Below are 19,473 nucleotides of genomic sequence, written 5' to 3'. Positions count from 1 at the left end.
TTACGGTCGGTGCACCTTCCAGACATTGCGCGATAAATCGCGCCGCTACAAATTCCTTCCCCCTTTATCACACCATTTCTCTCATTCTTACCGTGCTGTCACTACAACACTGGTGCTTACCGCTGCCGCCAACTAAAATCATGCCAAACATGTTTAAAGGAGTTAGACCATGCGCTGGCAAGGGCGTCGTGAAAGCGACAATGTAGAAGATCGACGCAATGATTCACCTGGCCTTGGCGGCGGCGGGGGACGGCAAATCCGCATTCCACGCGGCAAAGGCGGCCTTATCTTGCTGGTGGTGGTCGCTGTTGCCGGCTATTACGGCTACGACCTCACCGCGTTATTGGAAGGCGGCGGCAGTGTCGCGCCAACGTCGCAGCAGCGTCAGGTAAACACCGCGCAGAGCAACGAAGATGCCAAATTCACCTCGGTGATTCTGGCAACCACCGAAGATACCTGGAGCAAGCTGTTCCAGCAGATGAACAAACAGTATGTGCCGCCGAAGCTGGTGATGTATCGCGGGGCGACGCGCACCAACTGCGGCACTGGCCAATCGGCGATGGGGCCGTTTTACTGTCCTGCCGATCAAACTGTGTATATCGATTTGTCATTCTACGATGACATGAAAACCAAACTCGGCGCCGGTGGCGACTTTGCGCAAGGCTACGTGATTGCGCATGAAGTGGGGCATCACGTACAAAAGCTGCTTGGCATTGAGCCAAAAGTGCGTCAGATGCAGCAGGGCGCGAGCCAGGCGCAGGCGAATCAGCTGTCGGTGAAAATGGAGCTGCAGGCGGATTGCTTCGCCGGCGTTTGGGGCCATTACATGGAGCAGCAAAACGTTCTGGAAGTGGGCGATCTGCAGGAAGCACTTAACGCAGCTGAAGCGATTGGCGACGATCGTCTGCAGCAGAAAGGTCAGGGCCGCGTAGTGCCGGATAGCTTCACCCATGGCACCTCTCAGCAGCGTTACACCTGGCTGAAACGCGGTTTCGATAGCGGCGATCCTGGCCAGTGCAACACCTTCGCTAGCAAGTGATCTCCCTGGTTGAACAAACGGCGGCGATGCAGCTTGCAGGCATTCGCCGCCTTTGCGTGATAGCGGGTGATGTGGAGTGGGCGCAGCAGCAGGCCACAGGTTGGCACACCGCGCTGCCCGGCGACTGGCTGACGGTGAGCGACAGCACCGATTTCTCGCACGCCGTTGCGCCCGCGGCTTTACGCACCTTGCTGGGGCGTGAATTCCAGCATGCAATATTTGATGCCCGCCGCGGTTTTCACGCCGAAGCTTTTGCAGCACTGGCTGGAACCTTACGCGCGGGCAGCTGGTTATTGCTGTTAACGCCTGATTGGGAAAGCTGGCCCAGGCAAACCGATGCCGACAGCTTGCGCTGGGCGGATGTCGCTGAACCGATCGCCACGCCGCACTTTATCCACCATCTGCAATCGCTGATGCGGCAAGACGCGCAGGTGATGTTGCAACGTCAGCATCAAGCGGTGCGTTATCCGGTGGAAACGCATCTGCCCGACTGGCGCTGTCAGGCGCCGCAGCAGCAGATGCAAATCCTTGAACAGCTTGAAGCGATGCCGCCGGGCGTGGCAGTGATCACCGCCGCGCGCGGTCGCGGCAAATCGGCGTTGGCCGGCATGCTAGCGCAGCGCAATCAACACTGTTTAGTCACGGCGCCGGCCAAAGTCTCCACGGCGGTGCTGGCAGAATTCGCTGGTGAGCATTTCAGTTTCATGGCTCCCGATGCCGTTCTCGCGCAGGAAGCGACGCCTCAGGCGCAGTGGCTGATTGTCGATGAAGCGGCCGCCATTCCCGCGCCCATCCTGCAACAGCTGGTGCAACGTTTCTCGCGCGTACTGCTTATCACCACCGTGCAAGGTTACGAAGGCACCGGACGCGGCTTTATGCTGCGCTTCTGCGCCACCTTGCCGGATGTGCGCCTCTTCCAGCTCGACGAGCCGTTGCGCTGGTCGCCGAACGATCCGCTGGAGCAATGGCTCAGCCAGGCATTGCTGTTTGAAGATGCGCAGGAGAGCCGCGCAAGCGGTGAGATCGCCATTTATCCGGCCACACCGGAACACAACATAACGGCGCTGGAAGCGGGCTATCGCCTGCTTGCCAGTGCGCACTATCGCACCTCGCCACTGGATTTGCGGCGCATGCTGGATGCGCCCGGCATGCGCTTTTGGTTGGCGGGTGCAGCCGAACAGGTAACCGGCGCGTTGTGGCTGGTGGAAGAGGGCGGATTGGATCAGCCATTGGCCGACGCGGTGTGGGCCGGTCATCGTCGGCCGCGTGGCAATCTGGTGGCGCAATCGCTGGCGGCCCATGCCGGTTTCGCGCAGGCGGCAACGCTGCGCTCACTGCGCATTAGCCGGATTGCGGTGCAGGCGTTACAGCGTCAGCGTGGGATCGGCAAAGCGCTGGTGGCCACCGCACGACAGCAGGCGCAGAATTGTGATTATCTCTCGGTAAGTTTTGGCTACACCGAATCTTTGTGGCGCTTCTGGCGCGCCTGCGGTTTTACGCTGGTGCGGATTGGCTCACAGCGCGAGGCCAGCAGCGGCTGCTATGCCGCGATGGCGCTGCTGGCAATCTCGGCGGCAGGTGAAGCGCTACAACAGCAGGCAGCGCAGCGCCTGGCGCGTGATTGGCCGTGGCTGCAAGCGATTATAGATTTACCGTTAACGCTGGTAAGCGATGCCAGCCAGCAGCTAAACGAGGATGACTGGGCGCTGCTGGCCGGTTTTGCCTGGGCGCAGCGCCCGTTCGAAGCCAGCTATGCGGCGCTACAGCGGCTGGTGCGCCAGTCTCCTTCACCGTTGTTGAATGCCATCCTGCTGCAAAAACAGACGCTAACCGATGCCGCGCAACATGCCGGTCTCAGCGGTCGTAAAGCCTTGATAAACCAGCTGCGATCGGAAGCTGGCACAGCACTGATTCGCCTCAATCCCGACGCGGCGCAGTGGCTGCGTTCATTGCAATAAATCCATTATCTCGTTCAAATTTTCCCGATATCTCTGTGCCAGCAGCGGCGTATAGTGATTTGAGGAGGATCTTATGGCACTACGATATGTAATTGTTCAGCAACCCAGCAGTGCAGCACAGCTGTTTCTGCTGTATCACGGCATCAACGACAACCCGGATTCGATGGCGCAGATTGGTAGCTGGTTCGCGAAAGCGTTCCCGCAAGCGCTGGTGGTGTCGGTCGGCGCACCTTACGCGGGCAGCGTGCCGCAAGGACGTCAGTGGTTTGCCGATATTCCGCCGCACGATCGTTCGGAACAGCAGGGCGTGGATGCGATCATGCCTGAGTTCGTGGCATCGGTGCGTCACTGGCAGCAAGAGAGCGGCGTGCGTGCCGAAGCCACGGCGCTGGTGGGCTTTTCCCAGGGCGGCATTATGGTGCTGGAAGGCATGAAAGCGCAGCCGGATTTGGCGGGACGCGCGATTGTGTTTAGCGGCCGCTATGCCACGCTGCCGTTGCGGGCAAGCACGCGCAACACCATTCATCTGATTCATGGCGATTACGACGAACAGATTCCGCTGCAGCACGCCGAAGAGGCGAAGCAACGTCTGATTTCGTTGGGCGGTGATGTCACGCTGGATGTGGTGGAAGATCTACCGCACGCGATTAACGATCGCAGCATGGAGCTGGCGCTGAATCATCTGCGTTATACCGTGCCGCGTCGTTACTTCGATGAGGCGCTAAGCGGTGCGAAGCCGGGCGATGATGATGTGGTGATGATGATGTAGCAGGATGCGTAACGGCGCGAGTTATCGCGCCGTTTGCGATATGACGATTATTTCTTTTTCGGCCAGTCGTCCTCGTCATCCCATTTATCGTTGAAATCACGATGCGGCGGTAACGTCGGTTTGTTGTCCATGAATTTTTTATGGTCGATACGTTTTAGGTCTTTGTAAACGTTCATCAAAATACCAACCATCAGCAGAATCACCAGGATCCACCAGTACTCTTTAAAGAATTCCATCCCCTTTCTCCTTCGCGCTTAGGCGATCAGCTGTTCCATGATGCGCTGATACATACGGCTCAGCATCTGTAAATCTGACGCTTTCACGCACTCATTGATCTTATGAATGGTGGCGTTCACCGGGCCCAGTTCCACCACCTGCGCACCCATGCGCGCAATGAAGCGCCCATCGGAGGTGCCGCCGGTAGTCAGCAACTGCGGCTTAATTTCATTATAGTGCGCCACAGCGTTCACCACGGCATCCACCAGCTTACCGCGTGATGTCAGGAATGGCTGGCCGGAAACATTCCACTCCAGCGTATAGCGCAGCTGATGACGATCGAGCAGCTCCGCCACGCGATCTTTAATCATCTGATCGGTCAACTGCGTGCTGAAACGGAAGTTGAACTGCACAAAGAATTCGCCAGGAATCACGTTGTTGCTGCCGGTTCCGGCCTGCACGTTGGCGATCTGCATGCTGGTCGGCGGGAAGAATTCGTTGCCTTCATCCCACACGGTTTCTACCAGCTCATTCAGCGCCGGCATGGCGCGATGCACCGGATTATCCGCCAGATGCGGATAGGCTACGTGGCCCTGCACGCCGTGAAGGGTGAGATTCGCGGTCATCGAGCCGCGACGGCCATTCTTCACCACGTCACCCACAATCTCGGTGCTCGATGGTTCGCCGACCAGGCAATAATCCATGCGTTCGTTGCGCGCCACCAAGCGCTCAACCACTTTCACCGTTCCGTTAACCGCGCTGGCTTCTTCATCGGAGGTAATCAGAAACGCCAGACGACCTTTATGCTGCGGATTAGCGGCCACAAAGCGTTCCGCTGCCACCACCATCGCCGCCAGCGAACCTTTCATATCGGCGGCACCGCGGCCAAACAGCATGCCGTCGCGGATGCTGGGTTCAAACGGCGGGCTGATCCAGCGGTTGGCGTCGCCCGGCGGCACCACATCGGTATGACCGGCAAACGCCAGCGTTTCGCCCTGGCCGCGCGTCGCCCAAAAGTTCAGCGTATCGCCAATGTGCATTGGCTCCACCGTGAAGCCGATGGCTTCCAGACGCGCAATCAGCAGCGCCTGACAACCGGCATCATCCGGGCTGAGTGACGGGCGACGAATAAGCTGCTGAGCCAGCTCAATAACCGGACAGAACATGTTATGACTTCTCCTGGATAAAGGCGGAATAAAGGGAATCTTTGAAGCCGACCAGCAGATCGCCATTCGGCGCGGCTAACACCGGACGCTTGATGATGGCAGGCTGCGCCAGCATCACCGCTTTGGCGCTGGCGGCATCGTTTACCGCGTCGCGTTCGGCTTCCGGCAGCTTGCGCCACGTGGTACCGCGCGTATTCAGCAGCGCCTCATAACCGAGTTGATCGATAAACGATTGCAGCAGCGCGTCGTCAATGCCCTCCACGCGATAGTCGTGAAAACAGTAGTCGATACCGGAAGACGCCAAATAGTTGCGTGCTTTTTTAATCGTGTCGCAATTTTTAATTCCGTACATCACCCACTGCGCTGTCATCGCTTATTCCCGTTGAGTAAAAAATAAAGCGCGAGTTTACCACAGCGCTCTAAGGGCTGTGAGCGCTGACAGTGAAAGCCGGCCTGATTCACCCATTTTTCATGACCCTTAAGCCGTTATAAATTTTATTACTTAGGGCCAGGAAGCGCTTTCACTTACGCACTTAATAATTGCCTGCGACATCATTAAGCCACTAAGGATTATCCTAAATGCAGATTTCTGCTATCCGATTTAAGTCAGCCATTTTTCCTGCCGCATTATAGAGTTGCTGAAATGTGCGTCAGTACGCAATTTCAACAGATTGAAGCTTTTCTACGCTTTTGCCGATAGTGATAACAGGTGGAAACGTATTCACCACCAGAAAAAAACGGCGTAGAATTGCCGCTACAATAAGAGAGGGTTTTATGGTCGACACCGAAATGGGAAACTGGAAAGAATTCATCGAAGCGATGTTACGTAAGTAACTCGTGAAGAGAAAAGCAGGGCACTTCCCAACTTGCTGTAATTCTTACCACACACAACAATAAAGCCGCCATGGATGTTCATGGCGGCTTTTTTATTCATTTAACCGCGCGCGATGAATCACGCCGCGACAAGTGTGTGCACTTGATATGCGCGGAACCTGATGTCCGCACAAGCCTTAGCGGCGCAATAGCATGCTCAATCGTGTGGCTTCTCTTTTAGCGGGAAGCGGCGGCGTACCACCACAAAGAACAGCGGCACAAAGAAAATCGCCAGCACGGTAGCGGAAATCATTCCGCCCATCACGCCGGTACCCACCGCGTGCTGGCTGCCGGAACCGGCACCGCTGCTGATGGCCATCGGCAGCACCCCGAAGATAAACGCCAGCGAAGTCATCAGGATCGGGCGCAGACGCTGACGCGAGGCTTCCAGCGTCGATTCCATCAGCTCGCGGCCTTTACTGTTGATCTCATTGGCGAACTCGACAATCAAAATGGCATTCTTCGCCGACAAGCCAATCACCGTGAGCAAGCCCACCTGGAAATAGACATCGTTCTCCAGCCCGCGCATCCAGGTTGCCACCAGCGCGCCCACCACGCCGAGCGGCACCACCAGCATCACTGAGAATGGAATTGACCAGCTCTCATACAACGCCGCCAGACACAGGAATACCACCAGCAGCGAAATCGCATACAGCGCCGGCGCCTGCGAACCGGATAAGCGCTCCTGATAGGAGGCGCCGGTCCACTGGAAGCCTACGCCCAGCGGCAGCTGCCCAACCAGTTTCTCCATCTCGTCCATCGCGGTACCGCTGCTGACGCCGTTCGCCGCTTCACCGACAATCTCTAGCGCAGAGTAACCGTTGTAGCGCTCCAGACGCGGTGAACCGGTTTGCCAATGGCTGGTGGCGAAGGCAGAGAAGGGCACCATGCTGCCGCTGTTGTTACGCACATACCACTTATTCACGTCTTCCGGCAGCATGCGGAACTCTGCCGCCGCCTGCACGTAGACTTTCTTCACGCGACCGCGATCGAGGAAGTCATTAACGTAGGTTGAGCCCCACGCGGTGGTTAAGGTGTCATTGATGGTGTCCAGCGACACACCAAGCGCCTGCGCTTTGCGCTGGTCGACATCAATCTGCAACTGCGGACTGTCGTCGAGGCCGTTGTGACGTACGCGTGACAGCGCCGGATTGCTGTCAGCCATCTCCAGTAACTTATCGCGCATTGCCATTAGTCGCGTGTGGCCGATGCCACCGTGATCCTGCAACTCCATATCGAAGCCCGACGAACTGCCCATGCCGGTAATCGCGGGCGGGCTGCTGGCGATAACGCGCGCTTCGTTGATCGTGTGGAAGGCTTTTGTCGCACGCTCGATGATGGCGAAAGAGGTGCGATCGCTGCCCGGACGCTCCTCCCAATCTTTCAAGCGAACGAACAGGCGCGCGACGTTTTGACCGTTACCGCCAGGACCCGCTCCGATGGTGGAGAACACCGAAACCACATTGTCTTTCTCCTGGGTCATATAATAATTCTCGACCTTCGCCACCACGTCCGAGGTTTGTTGCAGCGTCGAACCGGCCGGCAATTGCACCTGCGTCAGGAACACGCCGCGATCTTCCAGCGGCAGGAACGAGGTGGGCAGACGAATAAACAGGAACGCCATCACGCCGATAATCGCCAGATAGAGCAGCAGCCAGCGGCCGCCTTTACGCAAAATTTTGGCGACGCCGCGCTCGTAACGTTCTGCGCTGGCGTTGAAGGTGCGGTTAAACCAGCCGAAGAAGCCACGACGACCGTGATGATGGCCTTGCTCCAGCGGTTTCAGCAGCGTGGAACAGAGCGCGGGCGTCAGAATCATCGCCACCAATACCGACAGCACCATCGCCGAAACGATAGTGATCGAAAACTGGCGATAGATGGCGCCGACGGTGCCGCCAAAGAACGCCATCGGCACAAACACCGCCGACAGCACCAGCGCAATGCCGACTAGCGCGCCCTGAATCTGGCCCATCGATTTACGCGTAGCGGCGCGCGGCGACAGACCTTCCTCGCTCATGATGCGCTCGACGTTTTCCACCACCACGATAGCGTCATCCACCAGCAAGCCGATGGCGAGCACCATGGCGAACATCGTCAGGGTGTTGATGCTGTAGCCGAAGGCGTAGAGCACCGCAAAGGTGCCGAGCAGCACCACCGGCACGGCGATAGTTGGAATTAGCGTGGCACGAAAGTTTTGCAGGAACAGATACATCACAAGGAACACCAGCAGGATCGCTTCCAGCAGGGTCTTCACCACGTCTTTAATCGAGGCCTTAACAAACGGCGTGGTTTCGTAAGCGACTTTGGCTTCCAGCCCGTGAGGGAAGTAGTGCGACAGCTCAGCAATACGCTCACGCACCAGTTTGTCGGTGTTCATCTCATTGGCGCCGGAAGCCAGCTTAATGCCGAGCCCCGATGCCGCCTGACCATTGTAGCGGCTGAGGAAGTCATATTTTTCCGCGCCCATCGCCACATCCGCCACATCGCCGAGCGTCACCACCGAGCCGTCGCTGTTGGTTTTCAGCGTCACCGCTTTGAACTGCGCCGGGGTTTGCAGCATCGACTGCGCATTCACCGTGGCGTTGAGCGCTTGCTTGTCCACCGACGGCAATCCGCCTACCTGACCCACCGCCACCTGCGCATTTTGCGATTCAATCGCGCTCACCACGTCTTCGGTGGTCAGCGCGTAGGCAATCAGCTTGTTGGGATCGAGCCAGATACGCATCGCATATTGCGAGCCGTAAGCATCCACCTGGCCGACACCATCAACACGGCTGAGCGGATCCTGAATGTTACTGGCGACGTAATCTGAAATATCCTGTTTGTCCATGCTTCCGTCGGTAGAGACGAAGGCAATCATCAGAATATTGCTGTCACCGGTTTTATTCACCGTCACACCTTGTGACTGTACCGCCACGGGCAGTTTACGCAGTGCACTTTGCAATTGGTTTTGCACCTGCTGGCGCGCTTCGTCGGGATTGGTGCCCGCGGTAAAGGTGAGGGTAATCTGGGCCTGGCCGGTGTTGCTGCTGTTGGAGGACATGTACATCAAATTATCGATGCCGGTCATGTTCTGTTCGATAACTTGCGTAACGGTGTTTTCCAGCGTTTCCGCGGATGCGCCGGGATAGTTGGCGGTGATACGCACGTTAGGCGGCGCGAGATCGGGATATTGCTCAACCGGTAGCGAGACGATCGCCAACGTACCGCACAGGCAGAGCAGAATAGACAGAACCCAGGCAAAAATGGGCCGGTCGATAAAGAAATTCGACATGAAACCGACACTCCTCAACTGCGTATTTTTTACTTTTATTATGATGAGCGCGATGCGCGGACGGCGTCACGCTGGCGGAGTGCAAACTGCTCTCTCGAAAGACTCCTGCTGCAGACACTCTACGCGGCACAAATTAGAGAATCGTGAGTAAATTATGGAGAAAGTGTAAATATAGTGACGGTTTTTTGTGCGCGACTACAGATGTCGGCTTTCGAGCCACAGTATCGTAGCGGCAACGCGCGAACGGACATCCAGCTTGCGCAGCAGGTTGCGAATGTGCACTTTTACCGTCTCTTCGGAGATATGCAAGGTGGCAGCAATTTCCTTATTCGATAAGCCACGCGCCACTTCCTGCAGCACATCCAGTTCGCGTTCGGTGAGCTGTTTGAACGGATTTGTCGTCGGCTGGCGCGTCGCCAGATAATCGGCCACCACCTCGCTAAACACGTTTTCACCTTTAGCGCCGCGCATCACTTGCGCCAGCAGTAGTTCGGGTTCGCTGTCCTTGAGCAGATAGCCGTCGGCACCGGCATCCACCATCGCATAAATATCACTGCGCGCATCGGAAACCGTCAGCACCAAAATGCGTGCGGCGATGCCTTCATTACGCAGCGCTTTCAGCGTGTCCAGTCCGGACATGCCTTTCATGTTGAGATCCAGCAGAATGACATCTGGCGACAAACGGCGTGCTTCGGCCAGCGCTTCGGTGCCGTTATTGGCTTCCGCTACCACGTCCAGCCGCGGCTCCAGCGCCAGCAGCTGGCGAATACCACGGCGCATCAGTGGATGATCGTCAACGATCATAATAGTCAGGGAAGGGTTAGCCATAATGTCTCCAGTATCAAATGCAACTTTCTTTCATTAACGCATCTGCCGTAGCGGCGCAGTTTATTGCGCGATGAATCGCGCCGCTACAGCAGGTGCGCTCTATAATCTGTCAGCTCAACCGGTGCGTCGGGCGCGGTGGAAAACGCAGCGTGACGCGCGTGCCTTGCGCCTGCGGGGTAATCATCAGCGTGCCGGATAACCGCGCGGCGCGCTCCGCCATGATGGTGAGACCATAATGCCCTGGCGGCTCTTCGAGGCTGCTGATGCCGCAGCCATCGTCTTCGATGGTCAGTAAGTGGTCCTCATCAGCGACACGCTGATAGTGAATCTGAATATTGTGCGCCTGCGCATGGCGAATCGCGTTGAGCAGCGCTTCGCGCGCAATCTGCAGCACATGCACTTGCTGCTGCGCATCCAGCATCTGCAAGCCGGGCTGATAATCGAAGTCGATTGCCGCCTGCGATTGCTCCTGCAGCGGCGCAATCATCGCCTGCATCGCCTGCACCAAATCAGCCTGTTCGATGGTCAGACGGAAGGTGGTCAGCAGTTCGCGCAGCTGCTGATAGGCTTCGGCCAGCGCGCGATCGAAATCAGCGATAATCGCCAGCGCCTGCGGTTGCGACCCATCGACATTGCGTCGCAGCAGCGCCAGCTGGATGCGCAGGAAAGAGAGCGACTGCGCCAGCGAATCGTGCAGTTCGCGCGCAATGGTGGCGCGCTCTTCTATTAATAGCATCTGCTGATACTGCTTTTGCGTCTGCCAAATCCACAATGCGCGCGCCAGCATGTTCGCCAGGCTCTGCATCAGTTCGTCGGCGGGCGGTGCGCGGTGGGTTTGCCAGCACAGTTCGCCCAGCCGCTGCTCTTCCTGCATCAACGGCAAACGCTGCCAGCCCACCTCATCCGTTGCCACACCGGCCTGAAACTCAATCCCTTCGCTGACAATTTTCAGCACCGTCAGCGCTTCACGGCGCTGTACCAGACGCAGCAATCCCTGAAACAGTTCGGGATTGGGTGGGCTGCTGGTGAGAATTTGTGAGCTTTCATACAGTAGAGAAAGTGTGCGATTGGCCTGGGTGAGATCTTCGGTTTTATCACGCACCGCGCACTCCAGCAGGCGATAGTGCGAATGCAGCCGTTCGGCCATGGTAGTAAAAGCCTGCGCCAGCACGCCCAGTTCATTCGGCTGTTGCACCGGCAGCGGCGGAAAAGCGAAATTCGCCTGCTCAACATATTGGCTGGCGGTCACCAGCGCGTTGAGCGGTCGCACCACGTTGCGGCGGATAAAGCGAATCGTCCACAACGCCAGCGCCACAATCGCCAGAAAACCGAACAGGCTGCTGGCGGCCACCAGATGCATCTTCAGTTCAGCATAATGCTGTAATGCCAGCACGAAGCGGTCGATCTCGCTGACGTAGCCCGCGACACGCTGCTGGTAGATTTGTGCTCGCCTGGGCTGCAACGTTTCCTGCAGCATCGGCCAGCTGTGACGCAGATAGCGATAGCGGCTACTCACTTCAAGCGGTACCCACGCGCGCTCCAGGTGCTGCAGCGCCGGGGATTCCAGCGTTTGCCGGTAAAGTTGGATGTGATGATCCAATTGCTGCGGATCGCGCGTGCTGTCCCACGCCAGACGATATATCTGCATGCGCAGCGATCCGGCGACATTCACCGCTTCGGCATCGCGCAGGCTGCTGGAGAGCGTCATCAGCGCCAGCCCGGTGGTCAACAGCGACAGCAGCACAATCACGCTGAGTGCGCGCGCAATGGTACGAGTAACGGGACGTTTCACAATCACAGTAATAACCCTTGTAAGAGCGGGGGATTATAGGGCAGCCGTGCGGTGACGGCGAGTGACATCTCGTCACATCAGGTTACTTTTAACAGAGAAAACCCTTTCTCTTTACCTTTCTCTAAATAACCCGCGCTAAGCTGGCGAATTATTAAACGGCTTTACGGCTTGCTCAACCTGGTTTTCATTCCCTGCGTGATAATAAGTCCTGTAACGCTTAACCCTTAACGGAAGACAACAGGAGCATCACATGAAGAGACGTTATGCCGTTCTGACTGCTGCACTGCTTGCCACCGCAAGTTTCTCGACGCTGGCGGCCCAGCCTGTAAGCGCTACGCAAGCGCAAAACCTGCAAAGCGCGGGCACCGTTTCCATCAGCGGCGTACGCGGCTCGCTGGATGATGCAACGCGCCATCTGTCGCAAAAAGCGCAAGAGGAAGGTGCCAGCGGCTATCGCGTTATTGGTGTACAAACCCCAGGTGATTCCAGCCTGTGGAGCGGCACCGCAGAGATTTATCGTTAATTCCCTCCAGTAGTTATCCCTGTAGCCATCCCTTTACCGGTCAGCCCTCTGGCCGGTTTTTTTGTGCACCGCGACGGATTATTACAATTCATCTTGTGCAGCCTGGCGGTATTTTTTGCTTCGTTCTTGCAGAACGGGTAGGATTCATCGCCGTAAATTCCCAGCCCGCCACGCGACATCGTTCCGCCGCTGTGACACCGGGTTTTTACCCCATTTCGCACCGCCATACGCAATCGTTTGGTTACGCGGTGATTGATGGTCAGGACAAACAGGATAGCTATGAAATCAACTAAAAAAACCGCAGCCGAACAACGCGCTGCGAAAAGACGCTGGCTCAACTCGCACGACAGCGGTTACCACAAAGCAATGGGTAATCGTCAGGTACAAATGATCGCCATCGGCGGTGCTATCGGTACCGGTCTGTTCCTCGGTGCTGGCGCGCGCCTGCAAATGGCCGGTCCTGCACTGGCGCTGGTTTATCTGGTGTGCGGTATCTTCTCCTTCTTTATCCTCCGAGCGTTGGGCGAACTGGTGTTACATCGTCCTTCCAGCGGCAGCTTTGTTTCTTATGCGCGTGAATTCCTTGGGGAAAAAGCGTCTTACGTTGCGGGCTGGATGTATTTCGTTAACTGGGCGATGACCGGTATCGTCGATATCACCGCAGTCGCGCTTTATATGCACTATTGGGGCGCGTTTGGCGATGTGCCGCAGTGGGTGTTTGCGCTAGGCGCGCTGGCGATTGTCGGCACCATGAACATGATCGGCGTGAAGTGGTTCGCCGAGATGGAGTTCTGGTTCGCGCTGGTGAAAGTGCTGGCTATCGTGGTGTTCCTGATTGTCGGCGTGGTGTTCCTCGGCAGCGGTAAACCGCTGGACGGCAATACCACCGGCTTCCATCTGATCACCGATAACGGCGGTTTCTTCCCGCACGGCTTGCTGCCAGCGCTGGTGTTGGTGCAGGGCGTCGTGTTCGCCTTCGCCTCGATTGAGCTGGTGGGTACCGCAGCAGGCGAGTGTAAAGATCCCAAGACCATGCTGCCAAAAGCCATCAACAGCGTGATCTGGCGTATCGGCCTGTTCTACGTCGGTTCCGTGGTGCTGCTGGTACTGCTGCTGCCGTGGAATGCCTATCAGGCGGGGCAAAGTCCGTTCGTGACCTTCTTCTCCAAACTGGGCGTGCCTTATATCGGTAGCGTAATGAACATCGTGGTGCTGAGCGCCGCGCTGTCGAGCCTTAACTCGGGTCTCTATTCCACCGGCCGTATTCTGCGCTCCATGTCGATGGGCGGTTCTGCGCCACAGTTTATGTCGAAGATGAGCAAGCAGCAGGTGCCGTATGCCGGCATTCTGGTCACCGTTGCCGTTTACATCATCGGCGTGGTGCTCAACTACTATGTGCCGTCGCAGGTGTTTGAAATCGTTCTGAACGTGGCGTCACTCGGCATCATCTCGTCGTGGGCCTTTATCGTGGTGTGCCAGATGCGTCTGCGCAAAGCGATCAAAGAGGGTAAAGCCGAAGATGTCAGCTTCAAGCTGCCGTGGGCGCCGTTCACCTCCTGGTTGACGCTGCTGTTCCTGGTGAGCGTGCTGGTGCTGATGGCGTTCGACTATCCGAACGGCACGTACACCATCGCCTCGATTCCCCTGATTGCCGTGGTGCTCGTGCTGGGTTGGTTTGGCGTGCGCAAACGCGTTAATGCCGAAGCGATGAAAGAGCACGAACATCATGCTGACGACCAGGATGATGTATCGCCGAAACTGGCGGACGATAACGCGCGTTAATCGTAGCGATTCTCATCTACGGGGGCCTTTTGGCCCCCGTTTTTATTTCAATTCCCCTTCACTTGATCCCACGTCGGGATTTACCCCTTTGGGGTGATATAGCCCGCTTTAGCGTCAGGTTATTTTACGCACCATCTCTCTTTCCCCCGTTTAAGGTGAACCGATGGCGCTGTCGCGACGTGAACTCTTTACCGGGCAGCGCGTAGCGTCTGCTGACGGCATCGCTTTGCCATGGTGGCGGGGAGAGAAGGGTTGTGATGGCTGCGGCACATGCGTCTCGGCCTGCGAAACCCGCATCATCCGTCTGGCTGTCGGTGAAGTGCCGCACCTCGATTTTCTGCAGGGCGAATGCACGTTTTGCGCCGCCTGCGTGGACGCTTGCCCGCAGCCGCTGTTCCACGCGCGTGAAACCGAGCCGTTTCCACAGCGCATTCGCATCGACAACCGCTGCATCACCTTCCTGGGCGTGAACTGCCGCAGCTGCCAGGAGAGTTGTGAACAGCAAGCCATCCGTTTCCAGCTGATGCCGAACGGCATCGCACAGCCTGAAACCCTTCCGCAGCATTGCACCGGTTGCGGCGCCTGCATCGCGCCTTGCCCGGTCTCAGCCACAGGATTACATCATGAACCATGAAAACAGTTGGCACGTCTGCGGCCTGGTGATTCAGGCGCGGCCGGCGTCGATTCCCGCCGTAAAAAGTGCGCTGCTGGCCTTTGCCGATTGCGACATCGCCGCGGAAGACGCCGCGCGCGGCGCGCTGGCGGTGACGCTGGGTGCCGCGGATAGCGCCGCGCTGCTGCGCAATATTGAAGAGAGCCGCAACATCGCTGGCGTGTTGGCGGTATCGCTGGTGTATCACCAGCAAGACGAAATTGAAGAACCTTGTAAGGAAGCATCATGAGCATAAGTCGTCGTGATTTTATGAAGGCCAATGCGGCGGCTGCTGCTGCAACGGCTGCAGGACTCACCATTCCCACCGTTACCAAAGCCGCGACCTCATTGGCTGCGCCGATTCGCTGGGAAAAAGCGCCGTGCCGATTCTGCGGCACCGGCTGTGGCGTGCTGGTTGGCACCCAGGATGGCCGCGTAGTGGCGTCGCAGGGCGATCCGCAGGCAGAAGTGAACCGCGGTCTGAACTGTATCAAAGGCTATTTCCTGCCGAAGATCATGTACGGGAAAGATCGTCTGACCCAGCCGCTGCTGCGCATGACCGACGGTAAATATGCCAAAGAGGGCGAGTTCAACCCGGTCAGCTGGGATCAAGCCTTCGACATCATGGAAGAGAAGTTCAAAGCGGCGCTGAAAGCCAACGGCCCGGATTCGGTTGGCATGTTCGGTTCCGGTCAGTGGACAGTGTGGGAAGGTTATGCGGCCTCCAAGCTGATGAAAGCCGGTTTCCGCACCAACAACCTCGATCCCAATGCGCGTCACTGCATGGCTTCAGCGGTGGTTGGCTTTATGCGCACCTTCGGCATGGACGAACCGATGGGCTGCTACGACGACATCGAGCAGGCCGACGCTTTTGTGCTGTGGGGCTCCAACATGGCGGAGATGCATCCGATTCTGTGGTCACGTATTACCGCGCGTCGTCTCAGCCGTGAGAATGTCAAAGTGGCGGTGCTTTCCACCTATCGTCATCGCAGTTTTGAGCTGGCCGACAACGCGATGGTGTTCACTCCGCAGAGCGATCTGGCGATCCTCAACTTCATCGCCAACTACATTATTCAGAACAACAAGGTCGATAAAACCTTCCTGCAGAATCACGTTACGCTACGCAAAGGCGTGACCGACATCGGTTACGGTTTGCGCTCCACCGATCCGCGTCAGGCTTCGGCGAAGAACCCGGACAGCGGCGAATCCACGCCGATGAGCTTTGACGAGTTTGCGAAGTTTGTCTCTGAGTACACGGTAGAAAAAGCCAGCGCAATGAGCGGTGTGGAGAAAGATCAACTCATCGCCCTCGCCGAGCTGTATGCCGATCCGAAAGTCAACGTGGTGTCGTACTGGACCATGGGCTTCAACCAGCATACGCGCGGCGTGTGGGCCAATAACCTGTGCTACAACCTGCACTTATTGACCGGCAAAATTTCACGTCCGGGCACCGGTCCGTTCTCGCTCACCGGCCAGCCGTCGGCGTGCGGCACGGCGCGTGAAGTCGGCACCTTCTCACATCGTTTACCGGCGGACATGGTGGTTAATAATGACAAACACCGCGCTACCGCCGAGAAGCTGTGGAAGCTGCCGCAGGGCACGGTGCCGGCCAAAATTGGTTTGCATGCCGTGGCGCAGGATCGCGCGCTGAAAGATGGCAAGCTCAACGCCTACTGGGTGATGTGTAACAACAATATGCAGGCCGGTCCGAACCTGACGCAGGAGCGTATGCCGGGCTGGCGCGATGAGCGCAACTTCATCGTGGTTTCCGATCCCTATCCCACCGTCAGCGCCTTGTCAGCTGACCTGATTCTGCCTACCGCGATGTGGGTGGAGAAAGAGGGCGCCTATGGCAATGCCGAGCGTCGCACTCAGTTCTGGCATCAGCAGGTGAAAGCGCCGGGGGACGCGAAATCCGATTTGTGGCAGATGGTGAACTTCTCTAAACGTTTCAAGGTAGCGGAAGTGTGGCCGGAAGCGCTGCTGGCGCAGAATCCGGAGCTGCGCGACAAAACGCTGTTTGATGTGCTGTACGCCAACGGCCAGGTCAACCAATTCCCACTGAGTGAAGTGGCAGATGACCAGTTGAATGATGAAGCGCGCGAGTTTGGCTTCTACATCCAGAAAGGCTTGTTCGAGGAGTACGCCAGCTTTGGTCGCGGTCACGGCCACGATCTTGCGCCGTTCGATGCTTACCATCAGGCGCGCGGCCTGCGCTGGCCGGTGGTGGATGGCAAAGAGACGCGCTGGCGCTATCGCGAAGGTTACGACAGCTACGTCAAAGCCGGTGAAGGCGTGCGTTTCTACGGCAAGCCGGATGGCAAAGCCACCATTTTTGCGCTGCCTTACGAAGCGCCAGCCGAATCGCCGGATGAAGAGTACGACCTGTGGTTCTGTACCGGTCGCGTGCTGGAACACTGGCACACCGGCACCATGACGCGTCGCGTGCCGGAGCTGCACCGCGCAGTGCCGCAGGCGCTACTCTATATACATCCGCTGGATGCCAAAGAGCGCAATTTCCGCCGCGGCGAGAAGGTTCGCGTGGTGTCGCGTCGTGGCGAAACCCTTGCCACCGTGGAAACGCGCGGTCGCAATCAGCCGCCCAAAGGTCTGGTATTTATGCCGTTCTTTGATGCGGGCGTGCTGGCCAACAACGTCACGCTGGACGCCACCGATCCGCTGTCGAAGCAGACCGATTACAAAAAATGCGCCGTCAAGCTGGTTAAAATTTAAGGCAGGATGCAATGAAACCCTTAATCACACTTGTTACTTTAGCCGCCCTGATGCTGGGCGGCACGGTTTACGCCAATAACGGCGTCGATCTCAATCAGTCACCGGAAGTGACGGCTACGCAACAGGGCACCATTCATCAGCCCAAAGAGCAGAGCCGCAAGCCGTTGAACTACGTGAATCAGCCGCCGGTGATCCCGCATAGCGTCGATGGCTATCAGGTGACGAAAAACGTGAACCGTTGTCTGCAGTGTCACGGCACGCAGAGCTATCTCACCACCGGCGCGCCACGCATTAGCCCAACGCACTTCACCGATCGCGATGGACTGGTGAGCAGCACCGTGTCGCCGCGTCGCTACTTCTGCCTGCAGTGTCACGTACCGCAAACCGATGCCAAACCGGTGGTGGAAAACACCTTCAAACCGGCTGACGGCTTCGGTAAGTGAGGACATGATGAAAGAGAAACTTCTGCGCATCTGGCGCTGGTGGCGGCGTCCGAGCCGTCTGGCGCTCGGTACGCTGCTGATTCTGGGCTTTGCTGGCGGCATCATTTTCTGGGGCGGCTTCAACACCGCAATGGAGATGACCAACCGCGAGCAGTTCTGTATCGGCTGCCATGAGATGCGTAACAACGTCTATCAGGAATATATGCAGACGGTGCACTACAACAACCGCAGCGGCGTGCGCGCCACCTGTCCGGATTGTCACGTGCCGCACGAGTGGGGCCCGAAAATGCTGCGTAAGATCCAGGCGAGCAAAGAGGTGTATGCCAAGATTTTCGGCATCATCGATACACCGCAAAAGTTCGAGGATCATCGCATCAAGCTGGCGCAAAACGAGTGGCGCAGGATGAAAAACAACAATTCGCAGGAGTGTCGTAACTGCCACAACTTCGATTATATGGATTTCACCGCGCAGAAGACCGTGGCCGCGAAGATGCACAGCAAAGCAGTTGAGGAAGGGAAAACCTGTATCGATTGCCACAAAGGTATCGCGCACCATCTGCCCGATATGAAAGACCAACCCAACGGTTTTTGAGGCCTAACAACGCGGCATGAATGGGCGTAATGCCGATCACTACCGCAGCGCATCAAACCACTGCACAATCCGTAGCGGCGCGATTTAACGCGCAACCCATTGCGCCGCTACACTCTGTGCACTGAGTCAGGAGCGCCCATCACGGCGACCGGCCTCACAATTCAGATAGTTTTCCCCACCGCTTCGGCCTATCATCTCAGGCTCCCTCAATTTAGCAGTGGAGCGGTTATGTCGTTAAAGATCAACATCATCAAAGACAAGTTGCTGTCAGAAAACTGGTTTGTGCTGCGCAACTTCACCTACGAACTCACCCGCAACAACGGCGAAGTCGTGCGTCACAAGCGCGAAGTGTACGATCGCGGTAACGGCGCCACCATCCTGCTGTACAACACTGAAAAAAATAGCGTGCTGCTGGTGCGTCAGTTCCGCATTGCCACTTATGTCAATGGCAATGAAAGTGGCGAACTGATTGAGACCTGCGCCGGGCTGCTGGATGACGACTCGCCGGAAGATTGCATCCGCAAAGAAGCGATAGAAGAGACCGGCTATCAGGTGGGTAAGGTCGATAAAGTTTTTGAAGCCTACATGTCGCCGGGCGGCGTGACTGAACTGATCCACTTCTTCGCCGCGGAATACAGCGATGCACAGCGCGCCAACAAGGGCGGTGGCGTTGAGGATGAAGAGATTACCGTGCTGGAGCTGAGTTTCCCGGAGGCGCTGGCGATGGTGAAAGATGGCCGCATTCGTGACGGTAAAGCCATTATGCTGCTGCAGCATGCGCAGATTGCCGGTTGGTTGCAGGCGTAAACATAATCTCCTAATCGCACAGTTTC

General features: G+C 57.2%; 18 protein-coding genes. 12 read left to right on the top strand and 6 right to left on the bottom strand.

The window, feature by feature from the left end; all coding sequences use genetic code 11:
* Positions 1–169 precede the first annotated feature (169 nt).
* From FCN45_RS14000 to ypfH, 3 genes are all read left to right on the top strand, one after another.
* Positions 170–1,039, top strand: a complete 870-nt coding sequence (locus FCN45_RS14000; RefSeq protein WP_110866495.1) for a neutral zinc metallopeptidase — start codon at positions 170–172, stop codon at positions 1,037–1,039.
* A 26-nt stretch (positions 1,040–1,065) separates the two neighbouring features.
* Positions 1,066–2,997: a tRNA(Met) cytidine acetyltransferase TmcA gene (locus tag FCN45_RS13995; RefSeq protein WP_137386260.1), complete on the top strand. Its 1,932-nt coding sequence runs from the start codon at positions 1,066–1,068 to the stop codon at positions 2,995–2,997.
* Between the two features lie 73 nt (positions 2,998–3,070).
* Entirely contained in the window at positions 3,071–3,766 is a 696-nt protein-coding gene (ypfH, locus tag FCN45_RS13990; RefSeq protein ID WP_101763528.1) for an esterase, read from the top strand.
* Positions 3,767–3,813: 47 nt separating this feature from the next.
* Here the strand turns inward: ypfH and FCN45_RS13985 are convergent, their stop codons facing one another.
* The 3 genes from FCN45_RS13985 to FCN45_RS13975 are packed head-to-tail and all read right to left on the bottom strand — an operon-like array spanning position 3,814 to position 5,518.
* Positions 3,814–4,002, bottom strand: a complete 189-nt coding sequence (locus FCN45_RS13985; RefSeq protein WP_008108368.1) for a YpfN family protein — start codon at positions 4,000–4,002, stop codon at positions 3,814–3,816.
* Between the two features lie 18 nt (positions 4,003–4,020).
* Positions 4,021–5,148 carry a succinyl-diaminopimelate desuccinylase gene (dapE, locus tag FCN45_RS13980; RefSeq protein ID WP_137386259.1) on the bottom strand — a complete coding sequence of 376 codons (1,128 nt, stop codon included), beginning with the start codon at positions 5,146–5,148 and terminating at the stop codon, positions 4,021–4,023.
* A 1-nt stretch (position 5,149) separates the two neighbouring features.
* Entirely contained in the window at positions 5,150–5,518 is a 369-nt protein-coding gene (locus FCN45_RS13975) for an ArsC family reductase (RefSeq protein ID WP_101763530.1), read from the bottom strand.
* 404 nt (positions 5,519–5,922) lie between these two features.
* On the opposite strand from FCN45_RS13975, the gene ypfM reads away from it, so the two are divergent.
* Entirely contained in the window at positions 5,923–5,982 is a 60-nt protein-coding gene (gene ypfM / locus FCN45_RS23890; RefSeq protein WP_137386901.1) for a protein YpfM, read from the top strand.
* A gap of 196 nt (positions 5,983–6,178) precedes the next feature.
* On the opposite strand, the gene acrD is transcribed toward ypfM, so the two are convergent.
* From acrD to narQ, 3 genes are all read right to left on the bottom strand, one after another.
* Entirely contained in the window at positions 6,179–9,295 is a 3,117-nt protein-coding gene (gene acrD / locus FCN45_RS13965; protein WP_137386258.1) for a multidrug efflux RND transporter permease AcrD, read from the bottom strand.
* Between the two features lie 195 nt (positions 9,296–9,490).
* The gene (locus tag FCN45_RS13960) at positions 9,491–10,123 is read right to left on the bottom strand and encodes a response regulator (protein WP_137386257.1); all 633 of its coding nucleotides are present in this window, start codon (positions 10,121–10,123) and stop codon (positions 9,491–9,493) included.
* A 109-nt stretch (positions 10,124–10,232) separates the two neighbouring features.
* Positions 10,233–11,921, bottom strand: a complete 1,689-nt coding sequence (gene narQ / locus FCN45_RS13955) for a nitrate/nitrite two-component system sensor histidine kinase NarQ (protein ID WP_137386256.1) — start codon at positions 11,919–11,921, stop codon at positions 10,233–10,235.
* Between the two features lie 244 nt (positions 11,922–12,165).
* On the opposite strand from narQ, the gene FCN45_RS13950 reads away from it, so the two are divergent.
* The 8 genes from FCN45_RS13950 (at position 12,166) to nudK (ending at position 19,447) form a co-directional block, all read left to right on the top strand.
* A complete protein-coding gene (locus tag FCN45_RS13950) occupies positions 12,166–12,438 on the top strand; it encodes a YdgH/BhsA/McbA-like domain containing protein (RefSeq protein ID WP_101763534.1) in 273 nt (90 codons plus the stop codon).
* A 279-nt stretch (positions 12,439–12,717) separates the two neighbouring features.
* Positions 12,718–14,220, top strand: coding sequence for an L-asparagine permease (ansP, locus tag FCN45_RS13945; protein WP_101763535.1), 1,503 nt, complete (start codon positions 12,718–12,720; stop codon positions 14,218–14,220).
* Positions 14,221–14,383: 163 nt separating this feature from the next.
* Positions 14,384–14,854: a ferredoxin-type protein NapF gene (gene napF / locus FCN45_RS13940; RefSeq protein WP_137386255.1), complete on the top strand. Its 471-nt coding sequence runs from the start codon at positions 14,384–14,386 to the stop codon at positions 14,852–14,854.
* A complete protein-coding gene (locus FCN45_RS13935) occupies positions 14,844–15,122 on the top strand; it encodes a chaperone NapD (protein WP_137386254.1) in 279 nt (92 codons plus the stop codon). The genes napF and FCN45_RS13935 overlap by 11 nt, the downstream gene beginning before the upstream one ends.
* Entirely contained in the window at positions 15,119–17,605 is a 2,487-nt protein-coding gene (napA, locus tag FCN45_RS13930) for a nitrate reductase catalytic subunit NapA (RefSeq protein WP_137386253.1), read from the top strand. Before FCN45_RS13935 ends, napA begins: the two co-directional genes overlap by 4 nt.
* An 11-nt stretch (positions 17,606–17,616) precedes the next feature.
* Positions 17,617–18,048 carry a nitrate reductase cytochrome c-type subunit gene (napB, locus tag FCN45_RS13925; protein WP_137386252.1) on the top strand — a complete coding sequence of 144 codons (432 nt, stop codon included), beginning with the start codon at positions 17,617–17,619 and terminating at the stop codon, positions 18,046–18,048.
* A 7-nt stretch (positions 18,049–18,055) separates the two neighbouring features.
* A complete protein-coding gene (napC, locus tag FCN45_RS13920) occupies positions 18,056–18,640 on the top strand; it encodes a cytochrome c-type protein NapC (protein ID WP_101763540.1) in 585 nt (194 codons plus the stop codon).
* A 228-nt stretch (positions 18,641–18,868) separates the two neighbouring features.
* Positions 18,869–19,447: a GDP-mannose pyrophosphatase NudK gene (gene nudK / locus FCN45_RS13915; RefSeq protein WP_101763541.1), complete on the top strand. Its 579-nt coding sequence runs from the start codon at positions 18,869–18,871 to the stop codon at positions 19,445–19,447.
* Positions 19,448–19,473: the final 26 nt, after the last annotated feature.

Origin of the sequence: Pantoea sp. SO10 (assembly GCF_005281435.1) — a bacterium.
GTDB classification, from domain to species: domain Bacteria; phylum Pseudomonadota; class Gammaproteobacteria; order Enterobacterales; family Enterobacteriaceae; genus Pantoea; species Pantoea leporis.
This window is presented reverse-complemented; position numbering and strand designations above follow the sequence as displayed.

Excerpts from the sequence above, each read along its gene's own strand:
- FCN45_RS14000 (WP_110866495.1), top strand. The coding sequence starts at position 170 with ATGCGCTGGCAAGGGCGTCGTGAAAGCGACAATGTAGAAGATCGACGC.
- FCN45_RS13995 (WP_137386260.1), top strand. The coding sequence starts at position 1,066 with ATGCAGCTTGCAGGCATTCGCCGCCTTTGCGTGATAGCGGGTGATGTG.
- ypfH (WP_101763528.1), top strand. The coding sequence starts at position 3,071 with ATGGCACTACGATATGTAATTGTTCAGCAACCCAGCAGTGCAGCACAG.
- FCN45_RS13985 (WP_008108368.1), bottom strand. The coding sequence starts at position 4,002 with ATGGAATTCTTTAAAGAGTACTGGTGGATCCTGGTGATTCTGCTGATG.
- dapE (WP_137386259.1), bottom strand. The coding sequence starts at position 5,148 with ATGTTCTGTCCGGTTATTGAGCTGGCTCAGCAGCTTATTCGTCGCCCG.
- FCN45_RS13975 (WP_101763530.1), bottom strand. The coding sequence starts at position 5,518 with ATGACAGCGCAGTGGGTGATGTACGGAATTAAAAATTGCGACACGATT.
- acrD (WP_137386258.1), bottom strand. The coding sequence starts at position 9,295 with ATGTCGAATTTCTTTATCGACCGGCCCATTTTTGCCTGGGTTCTGTCT.
- FCN45_RS13960 (WP_137386257.1), bottom strand. The coding sequence starts at position 10,123 with ATGGCTAACCCTTCCCTGACTATTATGATCGTTGACGATCATCCACTG.
- FCN45_RS13950 (WP_101763534.1), top strand. The coding sequence starts at position 12,166 with ATGAAGAGACGTTATGCCGTTCTGACTGCTGCACTGCTTGCCACCGCA.
- ansP (WP_101763535.1), top strand. The coding sequence starts at position 12,718 with ATGAAATCAACTAAAAAAACCGCAGCCGAACAACGCGCTGCGAAAAGA.
- napF (WP_137386255.1), top strand. The coding sequence starts at position 14,384 with ATGGCGCTGTCGCGACGTGAACTCTTTACCGGGCAGCGCGTAGCGTCT.
- FCN45_RS13935 (WP_137386254.1), top strand. The coding sequence starts at position 14,844 with ATGAACCATGAAAACAGTTGGCACGTCTGCGGCCTGGTGATTCAGGCG.
- napA (WP_137386253.1), top strand. The coding sequence starts at position 15,119 with ATGAGCATAAGTCGTCGTGATTTTATGAAGGCCAATGCGGCGGCTGCT.
- napB (WP_137386252.1), top strand. The coding sequence starts at position 17,617 with ATGAAACCCTTAATCACACTTGTTACTTTAGCCGCCCTGATGCTGGGC.
- napC (WP_101763540.1), top strand. The coding sequence starts at position 18,056 with ATGAAAGAGAAACTTCTGCGCATCTGGCGCTGGTGGCGGCGTCCGAGC.
- nudK (WP_101763541.1), top strand. The coding sequence starts at position 18,869 with ATGTCGTTAAAGATCAACATCATCAAAGACAAGTTGCTGTCAGAAAAC.